The organism is Peptoniphilus vaginalis, assembly GCF_900176605.1.
GTDB classification, from domain to species: domain Bacteria; phylum Bacillota; class Clostridia; order Tissierellales; family Peptoniphilaceae; genus Peptoniphilus_A; species Peptoniphilus_A vaginalis.
This window is the reverse complement of record NZ_FXLP01000004.1, coordinates 308,731-332,633: the sequence shown is the minus strand read 5'-3', so window position 1 is coordinate 332,633 and position 23,903 is coordinate 308,731. Positions and strand designations below refer to the sequence as shown.

The window sequence follows — 23,903 nt, the reverse complement described above, 5'->3', positions numbered from 1 at the left end:
TTTCACCAATCTCTTTCCAAATCTAAGTCCATCTTTATAGCGTAATTAAAAGTCTTGTTTAAAATAATCTTAAAGGAAGACTTGTTTTCATAAAAGTCAGGAAGGCTTTCGTCATAGCTTCCATTGGGAAACTTCATGAGAAAGCTGTATCTTTTTTTAAAGCCAAGCTCTTCATAACATCTTTGTGCCCTCTTGTTGTAGTGGGCTGCAAATAAAACTATTTTTTTGAAGCCTCTTTCCTTTAAGTAAGTGAGAAAAAGTCCAAGTGTTCTTTTGCCAATCCCCCTGTCTATGTAGTTGGGATCTAATACAATACCAAGCTCTGCCCTCTTAAAAATTTTATTTATATTTTTAAGAGACAAGTAGCCAATAATCTTTCCATCACTTTCGATTACAAAGTATTCTGATAGGGGCCTTCTCGTCTTCCACTTAAACCACTCTATTATATCTTCTTCAGACTCTTCAATAAAATTATATTCCAAAAAAAGTGGTGATTTATGACGTCCCCAATTTCTAAAAGTAAAGACATCTCTTAAATTCATCTTTCTAAAACTAAGGTCTGGATAATTTTCCATAAAGAGCCTCCTTTGATTATTATATACTATTTTAACAAGTCTATAAAGGAGTATAAGCTTTTTCAGATTTATGAATAATATTGGTTCTCGTTGTGCAAAAAGATAAACTTTTACTTTTACATTGTTTAATTTTCTTTAATTTTTGATGTTTTATGATAAAATAAAGTAAGGTTAATAATTAAATTTATACAATTCGTAACAGGAGAGATTTTTTATGAGAAAAAATGACAATTTAGATGAAATTGATGTTGAGATTCTTGAACTCTTGAGAAAAAACGGACGTATGAGTCACGAAGACATTTCAAAAAAATTGAATCTAACAAGGCCTGCTATCCATAGAAGAATATATAAGATGGAAGACGCTGGTTACATTAAGGGCTACAAGGTCCTAGTTGATTGGCAAAAAATTGGTTATAACGTAGATACCTATGTCCTTTGCAAGGTCAATACAAATGACTTCAAGAATCTTATCGCCAAGATAATGGAGATACAAGACGAGAAGTTTAAAATATTTGAATGTTATAGGGTTACAGGTGAACACTGTATAATGCTTAGGATTAAAACTATAAATACTTCAGACCTAACAAGGTTTTATGATATGATATTAAAAATCGATGGAATACTTGATACTAAAACCCTTCTTATTCTTTACTCAGAAAAGATAAGTGACGAAATTTTTACAAGGGTTGATACTGAATAGTTAACAAAGGATGATTTTATGGAAGAAAAAATACTAGTTGTAGATGACGAGTCTGCAATTTCTGATATTATAAAGTTTAATTTTGAGAAGGAAGGCTACCTTGTTGAGACGGGTTGCAATGGAAAAGAAGCTATTGCCCTTGCAAAAGAAAATAATTATGACCTAATCCTTCTCGACATAATGATGCCAAAGCTAAATGGCTTTGAAGCTCTAAGGGAAATAAGAAAAACTTCTGATGTGCCTGTCATCATGTTAACAGCAAGAGAAGAAGAAGTTGATAAGGTCTTGGGTCTTGAGCTTGGGGCAGACGATTACGTTGTAAAACCCTTCTCCATGAGGGAGCTCCTTGCAAGAGTTAAGGCTGTCCTTAGAAGGTTTGATAGCCCTGACAAGAAGGATGATTCATCTATCCTAAAGGTCATGGATCTTGAAATTGATTTAAAGAAGTACCAAGTCCTAAGAGGCAACGAGGTAATTGAACTTACCCTACGTGAGTTTGAACTCTTAAAGTTCTTGGCTTCCTACCCAGGAAGGGTCTTCTCTAGGGAAGAGCTCCTTGAAGAAGTATGGGAGTATGAATATTATGGCGACATAAGAACAGTTGATGTTACTGTTAGAAGACTCCGTGAAAAAATTGAAGACGAGAAAAAGGGCTTTAAATACATCAAGACTAAAAGAGGAGTTGGCTATTTCTTTGCATCAGAAAATGGTGAAGCCTAATGAACCACTCCATTAAGTCTAGATTTATTTTAATTTATGTGGTCCTAGTTCTCATTTCCATGTTTATCGCATCTACTTTTATTATTGATAGGCTGGAAAGCGTGCAAATAGAAACGGCAACTTCCTCTATGGTTAAGACCATGGACACACTTGCCACAACAACATCGGCATTTTTTAAAGATAATAATTATAAGACTCTACCCCAGCTTGACGCAACGCTAAAAGACTGGGGTATTTCCAGTGAAGAAACTGCCTATGTAATTTCACCAGATAAGGCTCCAAAGATTCTTGCAAGTACGCAAAATATTTCTCCCAAGGAGGCTGAGGATGCCTACTCAGTAAAATTTATTGAGCCAAAGCTTGTTATGGATGCAGCAACAGGCAAGACTCGTGAGAAAATTGTTGAGTACAAAAACCTAGGCGATGTGGAAAAACATATTGCAAGGCCAATCCTATCTGGCGATGGGGACATACTTGCCATTATTTATATGACGAGAAACCTAAATTCTATTTACTCTGTAATAGATGACTCCAAGGTAATTATTACTTACGCAACCTTGATTTCCCTTTTGACAACTTCTATACTTGGATACTTTATTGCCAACTCCATCACTGGTCCCATCCGTACCCTTACTAAGAAGGCAAAGGCCCTCGCAAAGGGTAACTTTAACCAAAGCATTGAGGTCAAGAGCAACGATGAAATTGGTGAACTTGGAATGATGTTTAACTTCTTGACCAAGGAGCTCCGTGAGTCCATAGAGAAGATGGACCTTGAAAGGTCAAAACTCGACACCATCTTTAACTATATGGCAGAAGGGGTTATTGCCATTGACAGGAGCAACAGGCTTATCCATGCCAACTCAATCGCCAAGAAGATTTTAAATATTTCAGAAAAAGACTTTAAGAGGGTTATCAACTTAAAGTCTATTAACCTCAACAATATTGACTACAAAAATGAAGAGAGCCTCAGAGGGGAAGAGCTGACAAAAATTGCCAACTCCTTCTACAAGATTAAGTATGCACCCTACAAGTCCGATGCCTTGATAAACTCAGGTCTAATTATAGTTTTGCAAGACGTGGACAAGGAACACACCCTCGACAGTATGCGTAAAGAATTTGTTGCTAATGTTTCTCACGAGTTAAAGACTCCTATCACAACTATAAAGTCCTACACAGAAACCCTACTTGATAGCGACCTTGATAAGAAATCACAAAGAAACTTCTTAAAGATTATTGATAGGGAAAACTCTAGGATGTCTAGGATTGTTACAGACCTCTTGTGCCTTTCTAACATTGACTACAACAGGGACAACATAAGCTTGTCAGATATTGACACCTATGAGTTTATTGCTGAGGCAATAGAGTCTCAATCAATCCTAATTGTTCAAAAAAATCACAAGATCGAATTAAATATTGATATGGATATTAGAGATATTTACGCCGAGAGAAGTGGGGCAGACCAAATCCTTACAAATATTATTTCCAATGCCTGCAAGTACACTCCTGAAAATGGAAAGATCATTATTGATGCCTCAAATGTTGGTGACTTTGTAGAGATTAAGGTTACTGACAATGGTATTGGAATACCTAAGGAAGACCTGCCAAGGATAACCGAAAGATTTTACAGGGTTGAAAAGGGCAGGAGCAGGCAAATGGGTGGAACAGGTCTTGGCCTTTCCATTGCCAATGAAATGATCCAGTCTTTTGGTGGCAGCCTAAAGGTAGATTCTGTATTTGGAGAGGGAACTACTATTACCCTCCTCTTTAAGGCAAGTGAAGGTGATGACAATGACACAGAAATTGCCTAAAGCAACGTCAACCTATATCCTCATAGGTCTAATCCTCCTCTTGGTCTTTCAATCAAAGAACCTCTGGCTATCTTTTGACACAAAGCCTGAGGACAAGGTTAAGATTGGCGAGGTAGATGAGTTCTTGCAAGAGATTTTGACTCCCCAAAGACTTATTGCCAACTTTGGAGAGAGAGAACACTATATGACTACAGACTTGAGTTCCTACTGGAAGATGACTGGAGAAAATATTTCTGAAAAACTTCAAAAGGCAACTTCAGAAAACCTACAGCTAATTGACATAGAAGAATACTTAAAACTTCAAAAGCAAAAGTCCTTAGTTTTTAAATTTAACTCCCCCCTATCAGGTTCAGTTTTTGTGAACCTAATTGGTGACAAGAGAAACTCCAACGACATCAACCTAAGCGTGGACTCCATTTACATCTCAGAACTTGGCGATATTTATATTTCTGGTAGCAAGAGTTTTTACAAGCTTGCCGACATCAAAGTTGACTTTGATATAGATGAGATTTTAAAAGAAGTAAAAACCAAGGGGATACGTGCAGTTAACTTCTACGAGGCCTACGGGATAAAGAAGGACATCTACATCCCTGATGAGGACTATCTGTCTCTCCAAAAAGTTGCCTATGTCTCTGGCTTGGGTAAGCTTGAAGAAGGTATGAAGGCCAACTTGGCTGAGAGGTTTTTGGGCATCCCCATTGACTACATCAGGGAAATGTCTGTAGATGGAAAATACACCTACGTTTATGAAAATGAATACCTATCCCTTTCCAACAACGGCATAATCGAGTACTCCCTTGAGTCCCTCTTTGATGTCAAGTCAAGAGACCTCAACAAGTCCCTTGATAGGGCAGTGGAATTTATTGCCCAAAAGACTGGTATAAGCTCTGGAATCTATCTTGAAAAGATTGAGCCTTGCGACTACAACGAAAGTCGTGGCTACAGATTTTTCTTCAACTTGAAGGACGGTCAGATTCCCCTAGTCCTTCCTTCCAAGGACCACAGCTTTATTGAAATTGACGTCTACTCTGAATATGTAAAAAATTATAGGGAGTTCTACATCCGTAAGGACGACGACCCAATTTATAAAAAGGACAAAATTTCTATTGAAGGCATCCACAAGATCTTAAGGAAGAATAGGAGACACTTTAACAACAAGTCAGTCATGGAAATCCTATCTTCCATAGACAACTTAAACCTTGTTTATTTGATTTTCAGCAGCGAAGAAGCAGAAGAACCTACCCTAGTCTATGAAATGACCTACATGGGTAACTTCTATTACTTTAATGTTGAAAACGGAAGTCTAATGATGGTGAGGTAATTATGGATTGGAAAAGAATTAAAAAAATTTTAATAATTGCCCTTGTGATTGCCAACGTAGTATTATTTTGCTACACCAACTACAACAAGTTTAAAATGAGAAACGAGTCCACAAGAACTGACTTTGTAAGAGAAGTAACTGCCCTCTTAAAAGAAAAAAATATTAGCCTTGACACAAAGATACCAAGAAGGAGAAGAAAACTTCCCTCAGTCCTTGTTGCCTTTGAAACCTCGACAGAAGAAGACATAAAGGAAAGGTACTTTGGAGGCAAGGGAAGGGTGGTAAGACCAAGCACTGACTTGGCAGAAATTTCTCTAGGCGATGAATATATAAACCTCGTTAACGGTCGCAGGGTCTACTACGAAAACAGGAAAGCGGAAGATAAATACGAGGTCAAGAGCCTAGATGAAGCCCAAAAAATTGCCAAAAAGTTTTTGTTGGATAAGAAGTACGACACAAGAGACATCTACCTAAGCTATTACGAAGAAAATGGCGGCAAGTACATCTTAAACTACACCAAGGTCTTTGAAGACATACCTGTAGAGTCCTCTTACACCAACTTTATCATCGACAAGAGGGGAGTTATGTCTATGGATAGGCTTTGGCTCAACGTCTTAGACAAATCCGACCAAAAGATATACTTGTCACCTGCCCCAAGGGTCCTTCTCTCCTTGTTAAACAAGACAGACTACTATGGCAAGACCATAGAAAAAATTACTCCTTGCTTCTACTTTAACCCAGAAGACCAGGGCTACATTGAAGACATCACCCGTGCAGTAAATGGCCGTGCCATACCAGGCTGGAAGGTCAAGTTCTCTGATGGTGAATACACTGTTCTCTCCAACTACTAAGGGCCTCTAAGCTTAACAATTTCACATCCCTGTGTTACAATAAAGTTTGGAGGTTTTTATGAAATTTTGCTCTTTGGCAAGTGGCTCCAGTGGCAACTGCCAATACATTGAATATAAAAATACAAAAATTATTATAGATGCCGGACTTTCTGGCAAAAAAATCGAAGAGAACTTAAAAAAGATAGGCGTAAATCCCTCTGATATTGATGCAGTCTTTGTAACTCATGAACACATAGACCACATCAAAGGAGTTGGAGTCCTATCAAGAAGACACAACTTAAAGGTCTTCTCCAATATGATGACCCTAGATGCCATGCTCCCAACTGTGAAGAAGCTAGACCCAAAGAATACCTTTATCTTTGAGAATGGCAAGGGCTTCACCTTTAAAGACCTAGACATCCTGCCCATCTCTACCTTCCACGACTGTGCAAGTGGCTGCGGCTTTGTGATTAAGGGGGACAAAAAACTTTCTCTTCTCACAGATACAGGCTGGGTCAACCAAGAAGCCATGGAAAAAATGGATGGGTCAGGCTTAATTTATCTTGAGTCCAACCACGATGTTGATATGCTAATAAATGGAACTTACCCCTATCCTACAAAACAGAGGATCCTTTCTACTAAGGGTCACCTCTCCAATGAAAATGCAGGCGAAGTTCTTGCCATGATCTTAAAAAAGAAGCAAGAGCAAGTAGTCCTAGGCCACTTGTCTACAGACAACAACTCACCAGAACTTGCCCTAAAGACAATAAACGACTTGCTTCAATCCGAACATAAAAAAGAAAACACAGACTACACCATAGATGTTGCTCCAAGATACGAACCATCAAAAGTCTTTGAACTTTAATAATCAAGGGAGGAAAATTTTGAACATACTACTAACAAATGATGACGGAATAAATGCCGAAGGCATAGAAGTCCTTGCCAAGGCTCTCCTAAAGGAAGGCCACAAGGTGACAATCGCAGCACCAAATGTAGAGAACTCTGGCAAGTCACACGCCATTACTTTTAAAAGTCCACTTATGGTCCAAGAAACAAAACTAGAAGGCCTAGAAGATGTAAAAAGTCTTTGCGTCTACGGAACACCTGCTGACTGCGTAAGGGCAGCAGTCCACCTACTAGATGAAAAATTCGACTTCTGCTTCTCAGGAATAAACTCTGGCTTTAATGCAGCTACAAATGTCCTCTACTCAGGCACAGTATCAGCAGCCATCGAAGCCAACCTATTTAATATACCTGCCATAGCAGTATCATCTCAATGGGTAAAGGGTCACTCAAATTTTGACACAGGAGCAAGAGTTGCAGTAGAAGTCTTCAACAAGCTAGACGACTTAAAAAGACTCCAAGTCCTAAATATAAATGTCCCTTACCTTGATTATGAAGACTTAAAGGGCATAGAAGTTTGCAAGGTTGGAGCCGACGTAATGTCTATCTATGACATCTCCGAAGAGGGAGAAGGCTACAATATGAGACTAAGGGGCTTCCCAAAGGACAACAACGAAAAAGATTCAGACATCCACTACTTAGGTCAAGGCTACGCAACAGTGAGTCCACTCTTGTACGATGTAACTAACCTAACTCTAATAAAAGAGTTAAGCCAAATGTTAAAGTAAGAATCTGAGAGGAAAAAACGTGAATTATAAATTTACTCTACTATTTTTAATCCTATTAATCTTTGGAATATTTTTTAGAACAATCATGTAAATTGTAAATAAAGAATTTAAAAAGTCCTCGTGACTTTTTATTTTTTTTGATATAATACGCTAAAGAGGTGATGAATTTGAAAAAATTATATATTTTTTTGACCCTAGTCCTAATCCTTTGTGGCTGTCAAAATAAAAAAGTTGATAGCTTGTACGAGTACAAGACAGATTTTGTTGGCGACAACTCAAAGGTTTCACATATAGTTACAAACCAAGACTACCCCAAGGACTTCCAAGTAGACACCATAGAAATACTTTCAAGTAAATCACCCTATGGACTTAAGGTCTTCGTGAAAGACACCAACAAAATCAATCGAGAAGACCTCTTTATCAATGCCATCGAGAGCTTTGCCCTAATAGGTAACCTCGACAGGATCTATTATCTAGCAAGTGGCAGGGACTTAGAGGCAGAAAAAAATAAAGACCCTAAGGACAAGATCTTCATCTTCTACAAGAAGGAGATAGAAGAAATCTTAAAAGAAAAAAACACAAGCCTAGAAGAAATATCAAAGGACAGAGAAAGCTTTGAGGACTTTGTAAATAATTGGAATAAATAAAAGAGAAGACTTTGTGCTAACCACATAAAGCCTTCTCTTTTTAGTGCTTCTTTTACCTTGATCTACTTACTTATTTTTTATTAAGTATATCTTTTTTCATCTAAACCTATTCAATGTCTAATAATTTTTTATTTGTCATCAATACTTTTTTAATAATCTTATTCAACAAAACTTTTAAACCTATAGCAATTAAAAATTTTTCATAATAAATTCAAAAAAGAGAAGGACCCGGCCTTCTCTCTTTCTTTATCTAGGATTTCTTTGGAAGTTCTTTTGAACTACAACCAAATCACTAGTGTCAATATTAAATTGATTCTTGTCTTCCTTAACCCAGTGAGCAATATAACGATCTTTTCTATCTAAGAAAGTGTTACTTGCACAAAGGATATCTTCGTATGCCCACATAGATGTATTAACATCCTTGTAAGTCACAAGACTCAAGTTGTTCTTGCCAATGTAAGTCTTGTCGACCATTCTCTTAAAGGCCTTGTTAGATACAGCTGCAACTTCTTGTCTTGGGATAAACTCATCCCCCTTGTAAGTTGCAAGCCCATCAGTGTAAATCTTTAGCCAGCCTTCATTGAAAGCAGCTTGGATTTCGCCCTTAGCCCAGTGGCCATCTCTTAACTTCATATTGTTGCCACTAGCATCACCAAGTTCTTGGAACCTCTTTAGAGTTGCAATCCATTCATTCCTTGTGATCTTAGCTTGTGGCTTGAAGTTACCATCATCATAACCAGCAAATACATTTGCTCCAGTTACAATCTTAACAGCCCTAGTGTACCAAGCCTCTCCAACGTCCTTGTAAGAAATCTTGAAGTTAGGATTGTACTTGTAGCCGTCCTCAACTAATGCGTTGGCAAGAATTTGTGCAGCCTCAGCACGAGTAAGTCCATCATTAGGTCTGAAGTAACCATTAAAGCCTTGCATGTATCTTACTTCCTTGAAGTAGTTATCGGAAACAGGTACAGGAACCTTAACAACTTTTTCTTGGATAATAGTTTCACGCCTTACTTCAGGATATATAGGTATAGGTCCGCCAGGATAGTTTGGATCTGGTGGCATATTCTTATCAAAAACAATTACATTAATTTTAACAATTGCACTTGTTCCATCTTTATAATCTACCTTTATTGTCGCAACACTTTCTCCTCTTTTGCTAACATCTGGCTTATTGACAATTTGAATATCAACAATTTCTTTTCCAAAAGGTGGTGTAATTCTATTAAGGTACTTATCCTTAGTAGGTTGTACATCTACATCTGTAATTACATATTTAACATTTGGTTGTGGAACAATTGGAGCAGCTTCTCTACCATATATTGCTGTTATTGTAGTTTCCTCTGTAAATGTTCCTTTCAATGATGTATTCCATTTAGAGAATTTCCAATTTTCTTCTTTAAATTTATCTTTAACTTTTGGATCTCTTGCAGGAATAGTTACTTCTTTTCTTGGATTTACCCAAAATGTTTGAGTTTGTTGTTCTCCTTGTAGAAGTTGTGCCTTATCTGTCTTATCAACTATAACTTTTACAAAATCATCTGGTACTTGTGGTTTTGTATTTGGATCTGTTTGCTCAACTACATCACCAGTTACATTGTACTTAACTTCAACAATTTTTTTCTCACCATTTGGATAAGTTATTTCAACTTTAGTTATCTTATCCTTAGCTTGTTCACTTGTATTAGGTGTAAATCCATCTACAAATTTGAGCTGTGTTCCTGGTGGCAAGTTATCTTTATTATTAGGATCATTATCATTGTAAGGATTTTTTATAAAATCTTTTGCTGATGGATTTGATCCTTGCGGTATCCATTGATCCATATTTCCATGTGGTTCTACATTCTTATCTTGTTCATAAGTTGCAATTATTTTAGATTCTCGTGTGAATCTGTCTGTAATTCCATTTTCATAGAACTTTTCAGGATTGCTTCCTGCTAATTTCCACTTAACAAATTTATTAGTCTTTTTAACTCCGTTATCTTTAACAACTTTTCCTGTTGGATCATGAAAACCTGCTATTGTAACCTCTGCATTTGGTTTAACCCAGAATACTTTTTCAAATTTAGTATTATCAGTCGCAGTATCAGTAGTGTCAACTGTTACCATAACATAAGAATCTGGTACAAGCGGCTTGTCATTTCCTGTTTGTGGAACTACATTTTCAACAACTTTTACTGGAACTTCAACAACAACAGTCTTACCATTTGGATATTCTATCTTAACTTTTGCTTTTGAGTCGCCAGGTTTATCTACTTTTGGTTCTTCTTCATAAGTTATTTTCGTTCCATTTGGAAGAGGATCTTTTTCACTTCCTGGAACGTTCTTAATCAAATCTTTAGCTTCTGGTGTATCGCCACTTGGTGTTACAGCATCCTTCTTTGGAGTTGGGGCTGGCATTAAATCTACTTGTTTTCGACTAGTAGAATATTGTGCAGTGATTTCTGTCTCTTGGATAAATGTGCCATTTATTTGTTCATTAGTCCAAGATGCGATAGTCCCCTTTGTTGTTTTCCAACCTTTAAAAGTGTAAAGATAATCAAAGTTGTCTATTTTTTCTGTCTTACCAGTAGGCTTACTTGGAATAGTAACCTCTTTCTTTGGATTTACAAAGAAGACTTTATTAGCCTTTGTTTGGTCTGTAGCCTTATCTGTTGGAATAAGAGTTACTTTTATATAGCCATCTGGTTGAGCATTTGTTCCGTTTTTGTCTTTTTCTGGAACTACATCCGGTATTTCTTCGTATTTTGCTTTTACTACAATATCATTTTGTCCAGTTATTGGTGTTGTATCAGCTTTATCCCACGCTTCTGCGCCAGATTTTTGCTTCCAACCAATTTCCGATTTTATTGTTGGCTTTGTAATATCGGATAATTTTTTACCCGCATTTGGATTTACATAGTAAACAGTTTCACCTGTTATTTCTTTTCCATGGTCGCCTTTATCAAATTTAACTGTTACATAGCCATCTGGCTTATCTGATCCATCAGTATTCTTTTGAGGAATAATATTATCAAGTGTAGTATAATCTGCTGTTATTTCATAAGTTGGATCATTTGCATTAGCTGTTACTGTTAATGGTTTGTCCCACTTATCAAATTTGTATCCAACATTTGGCTTAACACTTGGTGCAGGGATATTAACTTCAACTCCTGGCTTAATCCAGTAATTAGTTGTCCCCTCTAAAGCACCATTAGTTTCAGGTTTAAATTCAACCTTTACATATCCTTCTACTTCTGTTTTAGAAATATTACCTGGTTCATTATAAAGAGCTGTAATCTTTGCACCATCTTTATATTGTATTGCTTGGTCAATAGATACGTCCCATCTTGCAAATTTATATCCTGTGTTTGGAACTGCTGTAGGAGCTTTACCTTTAAGAACTACTGCTTTATTAGGATTTACATAATAAACTGCTTGTCCTGTTAATTCTTTTCCATGATCGCCCTTTACAAATGTTACTGTGATATATCTTTTAGGTTCTTCATTTGGTGAGCCGTCCTCTTTTGTCTTTGGAATAACATCATCAATAGATTCATATTGTGCAATAACTGTTTTGTTGTCTTTTATTTCAAAGTCATCTTTAGTATCCCAGCCAGTAAATTTATAGCCAATTTCTGGTTTAACTTCTGGCTTTTTAATATCAGATAGTTTTTTGCCAACATTTGGATTTACATAGTAAACTGTTTGTCCTGTTATAGTTCCATGATCACCTTTTTCAAAAGTTACCGTTACATAGCCTTCTGGTTTAGGATTATTTTCTCCCTTATCATTTGTTCCTGGGACTATATCTGGAAGCTTAGCAAATTTTCCTTTTACTGTTGTGTTATCAGTGTACTTCTTAGCTGTAGCTGTATCTTGATCCCATTTTTCAAATTCATAGCCTGTTTCAGCTGCTGTCTTTGGTTGTGGAACTGTCACTTCTTTAGCTGGATTTACATAATAAACTGTAACTTCGTCTTTAACAATGCTTCCGCCTTTTGCTGGTTCAATTACAAATTCAACTTTCTTATATCCAGCAGGTTGTTTGTTTTCACTTCCATCTGGATTAGTTTTTGGAATGACGTCTTTCAATCCATTAAAACTACCTGTAATTGTTGCATCTTCCTTGTAAACTGTTGGAATAGTAGCGTCCTTATCCCAAGTACCAAATTTAAAACCTGTGTTAGCTTTTGTTGTTGGTGGGTTAATTGTTACATATTCTGTTGGGTTTACATAGAATTTTGCAACGCCAGTAATTGAGCCTTTAGCTTCATCACCTGCTTTAACAACAAAAGTAACTTCCTTGTAGCCTGCTGGCTTGTCGTTCTTGTTTCCATCATCTTTCTTTTCTGGAATAACCTTGTCAAACTTAGTTGCCTTTGCTGTTACTACAATATCAGTTTCTGCAATTACAAGACTATCTTCTTTATCCCATTTATCAAACTTATATCCAGTTTCTTCCTTATACACTGGCTTTACTAGAGAAGCATTAGCAAGTGTTATTCCCTTGCCTTTCTTTACATAGTATGCTTTAGATTCTGTTAAGCTTAGTCCCTTATCAGCCTTAAAAATTACTCTTACATAAGTGTTATCTGGTCTAGCCTTTGGCTCTTCTGGATTATAAGAAATTATATCTTTATCCTTTTTCCATTGAGCAACTGCTGTTTTACTAACATCTAATGTTACTTCATCTCCAGCTTGATATAATTTGTCATCTCCATCAAATTTCCAACCAGCAAATGTATAATCTTTCTTGCTTAATCCTGCAGCTGATGCTAGCCTTACGCTAGTACCTTGAGCTACTATAACTTTTGATGGCACTGTTCCTGTAGCACCATTAGCATCGTAGGTTAAATTAACTCCACCCTTAACAAACCTTGCTACATATTCTCGGTTATTTGTAATTGGATTTTCTTTGTCAATAGATTCGTACCATTTATCAAATTCATAATTTGCTGCAGGAACTGTTTTTGGTACTGCAAGTTGTTTTTCTGCAGCTTGTGTTCCTTCTGCCAATTCAACAAGTTTAATGCCAGCTTTTGGATTTACATAATAAATTTTTACTAATTTATTTTCTGCAAGTTTACCCTTAGCTTCATCTTCTGTCTTAAATGTTACTTTTACATAATCCTTTGGTATTACTTGGTTAGGGTCATCTGTTTTTTCTACTATGTCATCAGATTTATCAAAGTTAAATACGAATTCTGTTTGTGGATCAGTGAATGTTCCTTTTAAAGTTTTATTATCTGTGTTCGTCCACTTTTCACCATTTACAAAGTATCCAATATTTGCAGTCTTTGTAATAGCTTTAGCAGTATCTGTCATATCGACTTCAACTTCTGGTGATACATAGTAAACTAAGTCACCTGATACTGTTCCGCCTGTGCCTGCTGTGAAGATTACTTTTACATAATTATCCAAAGCGTCCTTTGGTTTTTGTCCGCCAGGTGCTTCTGGAATTATGTTTTTGTGAACTTCTACAGGAATTACAACAGGATTGTCATTAGTTCCTTGTGTAGTACCGTCTTTGTACTTAACGATAACCTTCGCTTCAGTTTTGCCTGGGTTAGATAGGTCTGGTTTTTCAACTACTGTTATTGATTCAATCTCTTTATTCTCTGGTGGAGTAATTTTGTCGATTAAATCTTTATCAGTAATTTCCTTGCCTTGTGGTGTATCTAATTTTTTAGTCTTTAATGGCTCAACTATAGGTTTTGCTTGAATTGATTTTTTATAAGCTGCTTCAATTACTGTTACCTTATCAGTAAATTTATTCTTAGCTAAGTCTACTTTTACTGCAGGTGTTACATCTGTTAGCTTATCATCAGCTTCTCCAGTCTTAACTTTTTGCCATTCTTTAAAGATATAGTTTACATCTTTTTCTCCAAGGCCATCAATTGTAACTTTTTGATTTTCCTTACCTGTTGGTTCTGTAATTTGTATTGTTACTTCCTTAGTTGGGTTAACCCAGAATGTTTTTTCAAATGCTGTATCATCTGTAGCCTTATCAGTTGTCTTTACGATAACTTTTACATAAGACTTTGGTACGTCTGGTTTATCTTTACCTTTTTCTTGTTCAACTACATCTCCAGCACCTACTGGTGTAATAACTGTGTCTTTTGTAAATTTGTGACGTTTTTCAAAGTCGAATTTTCCTTTTTCTTTACCATCATCATTTTGTCCAACTTGGTCTGCTGTCCAATTGATAAATGTTGAAGAACCATCGGCTTTAACTTCTGGTATTTCAACCCAAGCTTTTGGATTTACATAGTAAACCTTATTGTCCTTAGCCTTCATCTCTCCACTAGGACTTACAGTTACCATTACATAGTTTCCGGTTACATCTTTTAATCCACCATCTTTGGCATCTTTACCTTCTGCATCGGATAGATATTTAGGTTTTTGCCATTCTTTATTCAAGGCTTCGTAACGGTTTTTGTAAACTGTTATTGGGATAGTCAATTCTTGAGCATTCTTTCCTTCTTCAAAAGTAACTTTAGCTACAATATTAACTACACGAACTACTTCGTCCTTATCTTCCTTGCCCATTTCTTTTACAAGATTAAATACATCTTCATCTGTATTTATTTTTGTTTCTTTTCCAGCATCATCTTTGTAGACGAATTCAATTTTTGTTCCAGCTGGAATAGGTTTAACTTTATCTTTTTCTTTCCATACTAATTGTTTCTTTAAGTCATCAATAGTAGGTGCAAATTTATTTGACCAATCTTTTGTTGAGTCTGCCTTTTCATCTTTAAAAGCTTCAGTTCTTACTAGACCAGTTGAACTTGTTGATAGTCCTGACCAATCAAAGTAGGCTGTGAATACATAGAAATTATTATCAGCAGTTTGTAGGATTGTTCCCTTGTTTAAAAGTGGCTTATTATCCCATTTTACAAAATTTTTACCATAATCAGGAGTGATATAGTTTTTATCCTTATCCTTTAGATTATCTAGTCCTTCCCATTTTTGTGGAACTGGAAGTGAATCTGACTTAAGTCCCTTTATTACATCATAGTAAAGATTTTTGATATCCTTGCCTTCAGCATCCTTTCCAAAAGATCCACCCTTGTCTGCCTTAAAGGTTACTCTTACATAACCTTCTGGCACTTTATCCTCAGGGTTTTTAACTTCTATTACTCTTGCGTCTTGGTAGAAGAAGAAAATTTCTCCAAGTCCTGTTCCGTTGATTCCCAAGAATTCATTAGTACTTTCGTCTACATCGAAGAAAAGTTGTTGTTGAGGGCTTTCGTTATCTGCCAAAGTCCAACCTGGTATGTGCCTATAGTTTCTAGCATCATAATGTCTCTTTCCATTTATAACTGTTTCTGGTGCAATAATTGAATATTTGGAAACAATCCTTTCAAAATATTCTTCATTAACTTTTATTAAATTTCTATAAGCTTCTTTTTTCTGATCTTCTGTCTTATTACTATCGTTTTTTATAGCTTCGTAATTCTTTTTAAATTTATCTTTAGCTTCTGCTATGAATTTTTCTACATCTGCCTTACATCTCTCATCAAGGTAGTTAACCTTGTACTCTCTCTTTCTATAAGGCATATAGAAGAAATGGAAGTCATTTTCCGAGTTGTTTTTCTCTATATCTGGTCCATCTTGTTGTTTTTCTTCAATAGGTCCTTTTATCTCGTGAACTTGGAAATAGTTGTTTGTTCTACCAGTTTCTTCATTGTAATAATTTTTAAAGGTATCATTACTTTGTTTTAAAGCTTCCCATTGAGCCTTTGGAACTAGGGTAAGTTCAGACCCTTGCTTGCTACCTAGTGCAGCTGCAAAGTAGCCTTTCCTTCTCTTAGGTAATTCTTGGGACTCAGGTGATCCAGGTACTTCCTTTAAGTCCTTATCAAGTATATGGTGGTATGCCATTACTGTTTGTAGGTCATTTTTAACCCAGATAGCTTTTAGATATACATTTGATACAATGTCATTTCCAAAGGAGTATAGTTCTGGAACCTTATATTCTTTAGAATATGTTTTGTTTTCTGTTCCATCTTCATTGAACTTAACCCATTCCCAGCCTATGAAGTCATATCCCAAACGTTGAGGTTCCTCTAGTTTATTTAATTTTTGCCTTTGTACAAACGTGAAGACTTGGTGACCCGCTGCCTTTTCAGCCTTTTCTCTCTTTTCATTTTCTTCTTTTGATAATGATGGATTTTTATATCCTGCTACAGGATAAGTCTTTTCTTCTTCTTGACCTATATCGCCCTCTTTAATTGTCTTCATTTCCTTTATCAAGTCTTCAGCTTTTATTGGAGATAGATAACCTCCATTAGGGTCTATAGTTACCTTCCATTTAGAGTCTGGTTCGCCCCACTTAGCGTATAAGTTTACTGGGTGAGAAGGCATCTTCTCGCTTCCGTTATCCCTGACAAGCTTAGTGCCAGCAGGGTCTAGTGCCCAACCCTTAAATACCATGTCCTCTGAAAGGCCTTCTGGACGCTTAACTTTTAACTTGCCATCTTTAGGATCTGTGAAAACAAGGTCTGTAAGGCCTAATTCTTTTAACTTTTCCGGATTATCCAATATGTTTTTCGGATTCCCTGTTTTGTAGCTTTTTTCCGTATCCGCTTCAGGACTTAGAGCCTTTAGTGGAAATTCGTAGAAGGTGTCTAATTGATTTTTATCATTAAAATAACTGTCATCTCTAATTATTGATGGGTCGTAGTTAAATCTTAGTGGATACTTGTTACGAGAATACTCGTATTTCAAGTAACCATTTTGATCAAATTCTTTATCATCACCAGGAAAATGCCTCATAAAGTATAACTTGCCCTTTTGTTTAGGATCTCCATTTTCATCTAATTCTTTATAATATACCTCAGGAAAAGGTGTTATTTCCTCACGTTCATCATTAAGGTCATCTAAATCACTATCCTCCTTAAACTCTGAACCTCTTCCTCCTGAATTCTTTGGTGTAAAACCTTGGAGGTCTGGTGGAAGAAAATCATGATAATTACTATTATCGGTATCCGATTTTATGGTGTAGAGGTCATAATCTATAACTGGCTCGCCGTCAAAACCATCCAACCAAAAGTCTATCTGGTGGGGCATTGTTCTCTCATTTTGATCAATACCAAAGGAAAGGTCTGTAATACTAGCTGGCTTTTTTCCTCCATTGCCTAGGTCTATTTCACTAGCATAGCCATCTTGATCTTTTAATTCAGGAAAATCTATAAAGAGATTGGCGGAGAGTCTATAAGGCGGTGTGTCTCTATAAAAATGTTTTGGTTTTTTTAAATTTGGTAACCATCCTAAACTATTATTACCTTCAGTAAATCCCCTTACTTCCTTTACATCGTCTGGCCACAAACCAACCATACTTTGGTTAAAGCGTGCCTTAAAGTGGTAGGGATTACCCTCTTTACCTACTTCTTTACCGTCTTTGCTTATTTCTGGGTAAAAAGCGGATCCAGCCACGTTAGATTTTGTAAAGTAAAGGTTGTAGACTTGTCTATCGTAGTAGATGTTGTAGACAGTCTTACCTGTTGAATCAACAGACTTAACTAGGTTTACATTTTTAGGGTCCTTGTTTTGGTCATGAGTTAATTCTTGGTTGTAGACATAGAACTTGTTTAGATAAGGAACTTCGCCACCCCATATCTTGTCTAGACGAGCTTGGTCTAGGTCTGGGAAGACTATGTCTTTTACAGACACGTTATCTATGTCCGGTATAGAGCCTGTGGTTTGGTCTTTATAGACACGAGTGCCTATATAGTCGTATTTTTCTAGTCCTGCATTATCAGCATGGTCTGCCTTTTCTGCCCAGAATTGTACAGCGTAGTCAGCCTTTTCCTTGTCCTTCCATACGGCTGTAAAAGTCACATTATCTGCTGGCATAATTAAGTTTGCATCTAATGTTTTTATTGGATTTCCGCTTTTGTCTTTAATTATTTTATCTTTCTCAAATTTTTTTCCATCTTTTGTTTTTAATTCAATAGAAGGTTTCCATCCTTGGAAAATACTCCCCACTTTATATGTCGGATCTGCGCTTGTATCTGTAGTTATTTTTCCTTTTTTATCTAGTAAAGGTATTGTAGGGATTCGTTGACCATAGTAAATTGTTCTAGTTGCTATTGGTGAGCCACCTTGTGTGTCATAATGAACGTCAAAGTGTTTTCTATTATATCTGTATTCTACAACATAGTTCTTAGTATGTTCTGGCATTTGTGTTTCTATAACGTTAGTTTCTGGTTCGTAGCCTTTTATTTTATCTCTTTCAAGGGGGCTTATTGTAACTATTGAACCTGTTAGTCCTGTTTCAATAGTTTCTATTTCTTTAGTTTGGCCATCCATAGGTCCATATTCATATTTATCTTTATCTTCATCTTTATCTTCATCTTTATCTTTTAAAATCTGGAAAACATGTTTAACTTTTAAAGTGTTTTTCTTACCTATATATATATATGGCAAGAAACCCTTGTGTTCTGTCCAAGTTTTTGTGCCTTCTATTTTTTCTATTTTTTTTCCTTCCTTTGATTTGTTCACAATGCTATCATGTGTTACGTCAAATTCTGGTGTTGGTGTAGTATAACCATCAAAGTCAGGAAGCTTTATTGTTTGTTTTATTTTTTCCTTATCTTCTTCTTTAATACTTTGTCCAACTGATACTTCGTAGGGTTGATAATTGTTTATCTGCCTATCACCACGTTGAATCTTGTATTCTACCTTCATTGTATAGATGTCTGGTATGTCTGGTCCTTCTATAAATGTTTTACTTCCATTTTTGGGTTTTGCAACTTTAACATCTATATCCTTGTTGTTTATGTAGCCTTCTTTAAAGCCACTATCACTTATAGGATTTTCGTCATAATTAATCTTCTTTTCTCCTACCTCCGCAAAGGCTTGTAGGGGGATTGACACTAGCATTAGTAATGCTAAGAAAAATGTCGTCATCCTCTTCAAATAATTTTTCATATCTTCTTCCATCTCCTTTATAAATTCACTTGCTTAAAATTTTGTATGTTTTATCTTTGGTTATTTAAGTTTTTATATTTCTATTGTACTACATTTGTTAACTTTTTTATATAGATTACGTATTGATTTGTTAATATATTTTATCTCAAATTGAAAGAGGGGCAGAATTGCCATCCCCCCTATTTTTTTCTTACTTTATGGACTTCTTAAACACCTAATAAAATTGTTGCTACTTCGAAATAAACGAATAGTACCAAGGTGTCTACTATTGTTGTGATAAGTGGGCCTGCCATTATTGTTGGGTCTACGTGTGTTTTTTCTGCAATTAGGGGTAGAATCCCTCCAATAATTTTTGATAGGACTATTGTTGTAAGAAGTGTAATTGATACTGTGAGTGTAACACCAATGCTCACACTATCAAGGATTGACATCCTAATAATATTTACAATTACAAGGATGGCTCCTACTATTATGCCTATGAGAAGTTCCTTAAACATTACTTGGGCAAATTCTTTAAATTCAATTTCGCCTGTGTAAATTCCACGAATAACAGTTGTTGATGACTGTGTACCTGCGTTTCCACCTGAGTCCATTAGCATAGGGATATAGGCTGCAAGAGCAACTGATGATGCCAAGAGGGTTTCGTATCTCTTTATAATAAAGCTTGTGAAGGTTGCTGTCACAAGACAAATGATGAGCCACATTGTCCTGTCCTTGGCAAGTTTAATTACAGACTTGTCCCAGTAGTGTTCTGGTGAGGATTCACTAATACCGTGGATGTTACCCAAGTCTTCTTCGTACTCTTCGTGCATAACGTCGATTGCCCATTCTGCTGGGACAATACCCACAAGTCTGCCTTCAGAATCTGTTACAGGGATTTCTGATAAGTCGTACTTAACCGCCAACTTAGCAACAACTTCTTGGTCATCTGTTGCGTAAACGCTGGCGTTAATTGGATGCATAAATTCTTCGATGTCCTTGTTCTTATTACGAAGAAGGTCGGCTAGGTTTGCATAGCCTATTAGGACTAGGGACTGGTTTGTAACCCAAACTTGTTCTAGTCTATCTGCATCTAGGTCTGAGTGAATGATTTTTTCTAAGGCTTGTGTTGGTGTAGCTGTTGACTTAACAAAGATGAAACCAACGGACATAATGGAACCAACGGAGTCCTTAGGGAAGCCTAGAAGTTCATTAATAATTGGTCTTCTATCCTCTTCAATGTATTGGTTCATAAACTTCCTAACCATATTGGCAGGAAGTTCTTGCAAGGTATCTACTACCTCGTCTTCTTCAAGCTCTTTCATAAGGCTTATTATTCTTTCTTCAGAAAGTGAGCCTATCATTTCTATTTTTTTCTCCCTTGGCAAAAGTGAAAAGGCATCTGCCAAGAGGTCTTTATTTAGAAGTTTTATCCAAATCGCTGTGTCCTCTTTGGATAGGTCTTCTAGTCTTTCTGCTATATCAACAGGGTCCATCTTGTTGATCTCATCTTGCAAGACTTTTAATCTTCCTCTATCTAATTTGTTCATGTAACCTCCTAATTTTTGCAAATATCATAAATTTTTGCATAAAAATTCGCTGCCTAGCGGTAAAGATACATGAACTTAAGACTCTACTTATAAATCACAAGACTTCCTTTATCGCGTAGGCACATACATTTTTTCCAGGGTCCACTGGTATCCATGTAAACACCTCCATATAAAATGATTTTAACATATATTGACTTTTTAGACTATCTTTATTTCCCAAAGAAAAAGCCACCGGCTAGGGTGGGCTTAGTTTTTGTTTTTTAATTTTTATTTTTTATTATGTGATAGAAGACTATTAAGGGAGAGAGAAGGTAGACAAGGGGTAGGACTACTTTGGAGAACAAGTTGTATTCAAGGTCCTCTAGTTTGTCACCTATATCTTTGTAGGCTTGAGGGAAGGCTATTAGGGCTACAATCATATAGATTGTAAGGATGAGGTAGGGCATGTCTTTCGGGTCCTTGCCCAGATAACTTTCCACAAAGAAGAAGTAGTAAACTGCGAAAAAGAAAATCCCTAGCCCACAAAGGCAGGCGTAGATGAAGATGTCCCAGAGTCCATCTCCAAGAATTTTTTTGTTACTTCTTTTATCTTCACTTCTTTCTTCAACGCCCTCTTTTGTTACTTCTTTCTTTTCTTCCTCAGCTTTACCAATAAAGTATGCCATATCAACTCCAAATATTTCAGAGAGTTCTCTCAAGTTGGTCATTGTTGGTGTGGCCTTATCATTTTCCCATTTTGAAATTGCCTGCCTTGTTACAAAAAGTTTGTCGGCAAGGTCTTCTTGGGAGAGATTTAGTTCTCTTCTCTTTGCTTTTATTTTTTCTCCGTACATAATTTTCACTCGCCTTTTATTATCTCATAATTTCATTTTATGTAAGAAATGATAACAAAAATATCCTGGTCTAACAAGCAAATGGGGCGCAACTTTTGGTTGCGGAGGAGTTTTCCTTAATTTTTATAAAAAATTTTATTTTAAAGGGTCTTTTTCTTAAAATTTTTAATCTTTTTCTTGTTAAAGTGATAATATGCTATTAGATATAGGAGGTTTGTTATGAGCATTTCTTATAAGATTTTAGCAGGTCTAGTAAGGGCAATTAGAATTAAAAAAATTTTTCTCTTGCCAAAGGATAAGATTTTAAATTATGCCAGGAGGCAAAATCAAAAGCCAAGCTTCAAGCTTAAAGATGAAGCCGACATTTATTATGATGATAGGACTTTTTTGTCCCAAAGATTGATTGTAATACATTCAAAAAATAAAAATCCCGGTGCAATCTTATACCTCTTTGGCGGTGGCTACATAACAAATCCCGACAAGAGGGACTTAAGCTTTGCCAAGAAGATTTGTCGCACCACTGGTAAAGATGTCTGGTTCTACTTTTATCCCCTTTGCATTGACAAGACCATAGTGGAAGCTTACGATGCCACTATAGGAGTCTATGAAGAGATGACAAAAACCTATGGGGAAGAGCCCCTTTCTCTTCTTGGCTTTTCATCTGGAGCCTCACTTGCCCTTGGACTTGGTCTCTACATAAATGAAAATAAATTACCTTTAAAGATGCCAAGAGAAATCATCGCATCTTCTGCTGGTGGATGTCTATCTAATGATCTCGATATGGATAGGCTGAAGGAATTAAACAATAAGGACATAATGGTTGACTACAAATATTTTGACACTGCAAAAGAAATTATGACTAAGGGAGAAAGTGTCCCTGAATATATGCTTTATCCCTACAGGGGAGACTTTAGTAACTTTCCAATGACCTACCTCTACTATGGGTCTTATGAAGTGATCTATGCCTTTGCACCACTTTTTGAGGAAGCCCTAAAAAAATACAAGGTTAATTACAAAATAATAGTGGGAAAAGGACTTTGCCACTGCTATCCACTCTTGTCAATCTTCCCAGAAGGCAAAGAGGCCCAAGAAGAAATTATAAAAATTTTGAAATAAAAGATGCCAGAGACATAACCCCCTCTGGCATTTTCTATATAATTTAATTTTTATTTTTATTTCTATAATCCCTGGGACTAAGTCCATAAACATCCTTAAAGGCCTTGGAAAAATAGGAGTAGTCGTTAAAGCCAACTTCAAGGGAGATGTCGAAAATTGATTGATCAGATGACCTTATTAACTTTTCAGCATTTTCTATCCTCACCCTTATTAGGTATTTTGAAAAGTTTATCCCCATTCTTTCCTTAAAGGTCCTGGAGAAGTGACTCTTACTGTAACCTGCCACCATAGATATTTCATCAAGGCTAATGTCCCTCGTATAATATTTTTCAATATAGGCCCTGGCGTTATTCATGGCAAGGTCATGTTGGTCTTCTATTTCAAGTCCAGAACTTATTAGGTCAAGGGTCCTATTTATTGCTGCCCTGGTATCGTCAATATTGTTAGAGCCAACAATGGTTTCAATGCTCTTTACAGTTATAAGTGACAGGTCGGACTTTAGACTTCCCCTGGAAAAATAATTTATAACTTCCACAAGTAGCCTAATGAGGTTGGACTTAATGTATTCTTCGCTTACGTTTCTCTCCACCATATCCTGAACAATTTCATCAACTATGTCGTAGGAGCCTTCCCTATCTTGAAAGCCAATTTTTATTAGGAGTTCATAGATTTTTTTATCAATCTTAGACTTGTAGTCTTGGTCAATTTTTACATCAATAAGGCTGGGTCTTAAAATTTTTCCTCGTCCCTTGTTAAAAATATTTTCCAGACAGTTAAAGGATTCTTCATATCCCTTAGCTAGGTCCTTGTTAGATTTGCAGTAAGAGCTTATCCCAATGCTCACTGTGTGAGTCATCTCATTCTTTAGATCATCAATAATTTTTTCTGCTAACTCCTGGCTTAGGTCAAAGGCCTCTTCCTCAGTCCTTCCTTGGCAATCCAAAAAAATTATTATCTTGTCAGTCCCCGTTAGGGTAGTGGAGATGGTCTTATAGTCCTTAATTATTTCTCTAGTGTATTCAAGCAGTTTTCTCTTTAAAATATACCTGTAGTGGTTGTCACGATTTTTGCAGACTTTCCAAAAGTCGTCATACATAATAGTGATTATGTAGTTGGTGTCAAGGTCAAGTTGGTATTGGCTAAAGGTGGACTGAAAGAGTCTTGCCCTTGATAAGTCTCCATATATTAGGTTGTGTATGTAGTCCTTTGTTATTATGTCGTATAAAAGTAACTTGTCTCCCAATTTTTTCCTCTCTCTTTTCTTAAATTCTTTTTT

14 protein-coding genes are annotated in these 23,903 nt (G+C 36.2%); 9 read left to right on the top strand and 5 right to left on the bottom strand.

All coding sequences use genetic code 11. The annotated features are described in order from the left end of the window. Positions 1-2: 2 nt before the first annotated feature. Complete coding sequence (locus tag CAN42_RS02975) at positions 3-575, bottom strand: GNAT family N-acetyltransferase (RefSeq protein WP_085875472.1); 573 nt, start codon at positions 573-575, stop codon at positions 3-5. Positions 576-789: 214 nt separating this feature from the next. Here CAN42_RS02975 and CAN42_RS02970 point away from each other — a divergent pair, with 214 nt between their 5' ends. The 8 genes from CAN42_RS02970 (at position 790) to CAN42_RS02935 (ending at position 8,232) form a co-directional block, all read left to right on the top strand. Continuing rightward, on the top strand, positions 790-1,275 hold the full coding sequence (locus CAN42_RS02970) for an Lrp/AsnC family transcriptional regulator (RefSeq protein WP_085875471.1): 486 nt from the start codon (positions 790-792) through the stop codon (positions 1,273-1,275). 18 nt (positions 1,276-1,293) lie between these two features. Then, positions 1,294-1,995, top strand: coding sequence for a response regulator transcription factor (locus tag CAN42_RS02965; RefSeq protein ID WP_062571352.1), 702 nt, complete (start codon positions 1,294-1,296; stop codon positions 1,993-1,995). Continuing rightward, positions 1,995-3,803, top strand: a complete 1,809-nt coding sequence (locus CAN42_RS02960) for a HAMP domain-containing sensor histidine kinase (protein WP_085875470.1) — start codon at positions 1,995-1,997, stop codon at positions 3,801-3,803. Before CAN42_RS02965 ends, CAN42_RS02960 begins: the two co-directional genes overlap by 1 nt. Then, positions 3,784-5,124: a hypothetical protein gene (locus CAN42_RS02955; RefSeq protein ID WP_085875469.1), complete on the top strand. Its 1,341-nt coding sequence runs from the start codon at positions 3,784-3,786 to the stop codon at positions 5,122-5,124. The genes CAN42_RS02960 and CAN42_RS02955 overlap by 20 nt, the downstream gene beginning before the upstream one ends. A 2-nt stretch (positions 5,125-5,126) precedes the next feature. Further along, complete coding sequence (locus CAN42_RS02950) at positions 5,127-5,975, top strand: two-component system regulatory protein YycI (RefSeq protein ID WP_085875468.1); 849 nt, start codon at positions 5,127-5,129, stop codon at positions 5,973-5,975. Positions 5,976-6,033: 58 nt separating this feature from the next. Then, positions 6,034-6,819, top strand: a complete 786-nt coding sequence (locus tag CAN42_RS02945) for an MBL fold metallo-hydrolase (RefSeq protein WP_085875467.1) — start codon at positions 6,034-6,036, stop codon at positions 6,817-6,819. Positions 6,820-6,838: 19 nt separating this feature from the next. Continuing rightward, on the top strand, positions 6,839-7,585 hold the full coding sequence (gene surE, locus CAN42_RS02940) for a 5'/3'-nucleotidase SurE (protein ID WP_085875466.1): 747 nt from the start codon (positions 6,839-6,841) through the stop codon (positions 7,583-7,585). Between the two features lie 167 nt (positions 7,586-7,752). Then, the gene (locus CAN42_RS02935; protein ID WP_085875465.1) at positions 7,753-8,232 is read left to right on the top strand and encodes a DUF4825 domain-containing protein; all 480 of its coding nucleotides are present in this window, start codon (positions 7,753-7,755) and stop codon (positions 8,230-8,232) included. 246 nt (positions 8,233-8,478) lie between these two features. Here the strand turns inward: CAN42_RS02935 and CAN42_RS02930 are convergent, their stop codons facing one another. The 3 genes from CAN42_RS02930 to CAN42_RS02920 all read right to left on the bottom strand — a co-directional run bounded on the left by CAN42_RS02930 (position 8,479) and on the right by CAN42_RS02920 (position 21,511). Continuing rightward, positions 8,479-19,149 carry a Rib/alpha-like domain-containing protein gene (locus CAN42_RS02930; RefSeq protein WP_245149832.1) on the bottom strand — a complete coding sequence of 3,557 codons (10,671 nt, stop codon included), beginning with the start codon at positions 19,147-19,149 and terminating at the stop codon, positions 8,479-8,481. 206 nt (positions 19,150-19,355) lie between these two features. After that, positions 19,356-20,678 (bottom strand): magnesium transporter, encoded by a 1,323-nt coding sequence (gene mgtE, locus CAN42_RS02925; RefSeq protein ID WP_085875464.1) that lies wholly within the window; start codon positions 20,676-20,678, stop codon positions 19,356-19,358. A gap of 260 nt (positions 20,679-20,938) precedes the next feature. Continuing rightward, entirely contained in the window at positions 20,939-21,511 is a 573-nt protein-coding gene (locus CAN42_RS02920; protein ID WP_167627543.1) for a helix-turn-helix domain-containing protein, read from the bottom strand. A 219-nt stretch (positions 21,512-21,730) separates the two neighbouring features. Here CAN42_RS02920 and CAN42_RS02915 point away from each other — a divergent pair, with 219 nt between their 5' ends. Beyond that, positions 21,731-22,627: an alpha/beta hydrolase gene (locus CAN42_RS02915; RefSeq protein WP_085875462.1), complete on the top strand. Its 897-nt coding sequence runs from the start codon at positions 21,731-21,733 to the stop codon at positions 22,625-22,627. Between the two features lie 43 nt (positions 22,628-22,670). On the opposite strand, the gene CAN42_RS02910 is transcribed toward CAN42_RS02915, so the two are convergent. Continuing rightward, positions 22,671-23,870, bottom strand: coding sequence for a helix-turn-helix domain-containing protein (locus CAN42_RS02910; protein ID WP_062571362.1), 1,200 nt, complete (start codon positions 23,868-23,870; stop codon positions 22,671-22,673). Between the last annotated feature and the right edge of the window lie 33 nt (positions 23,871-23,903).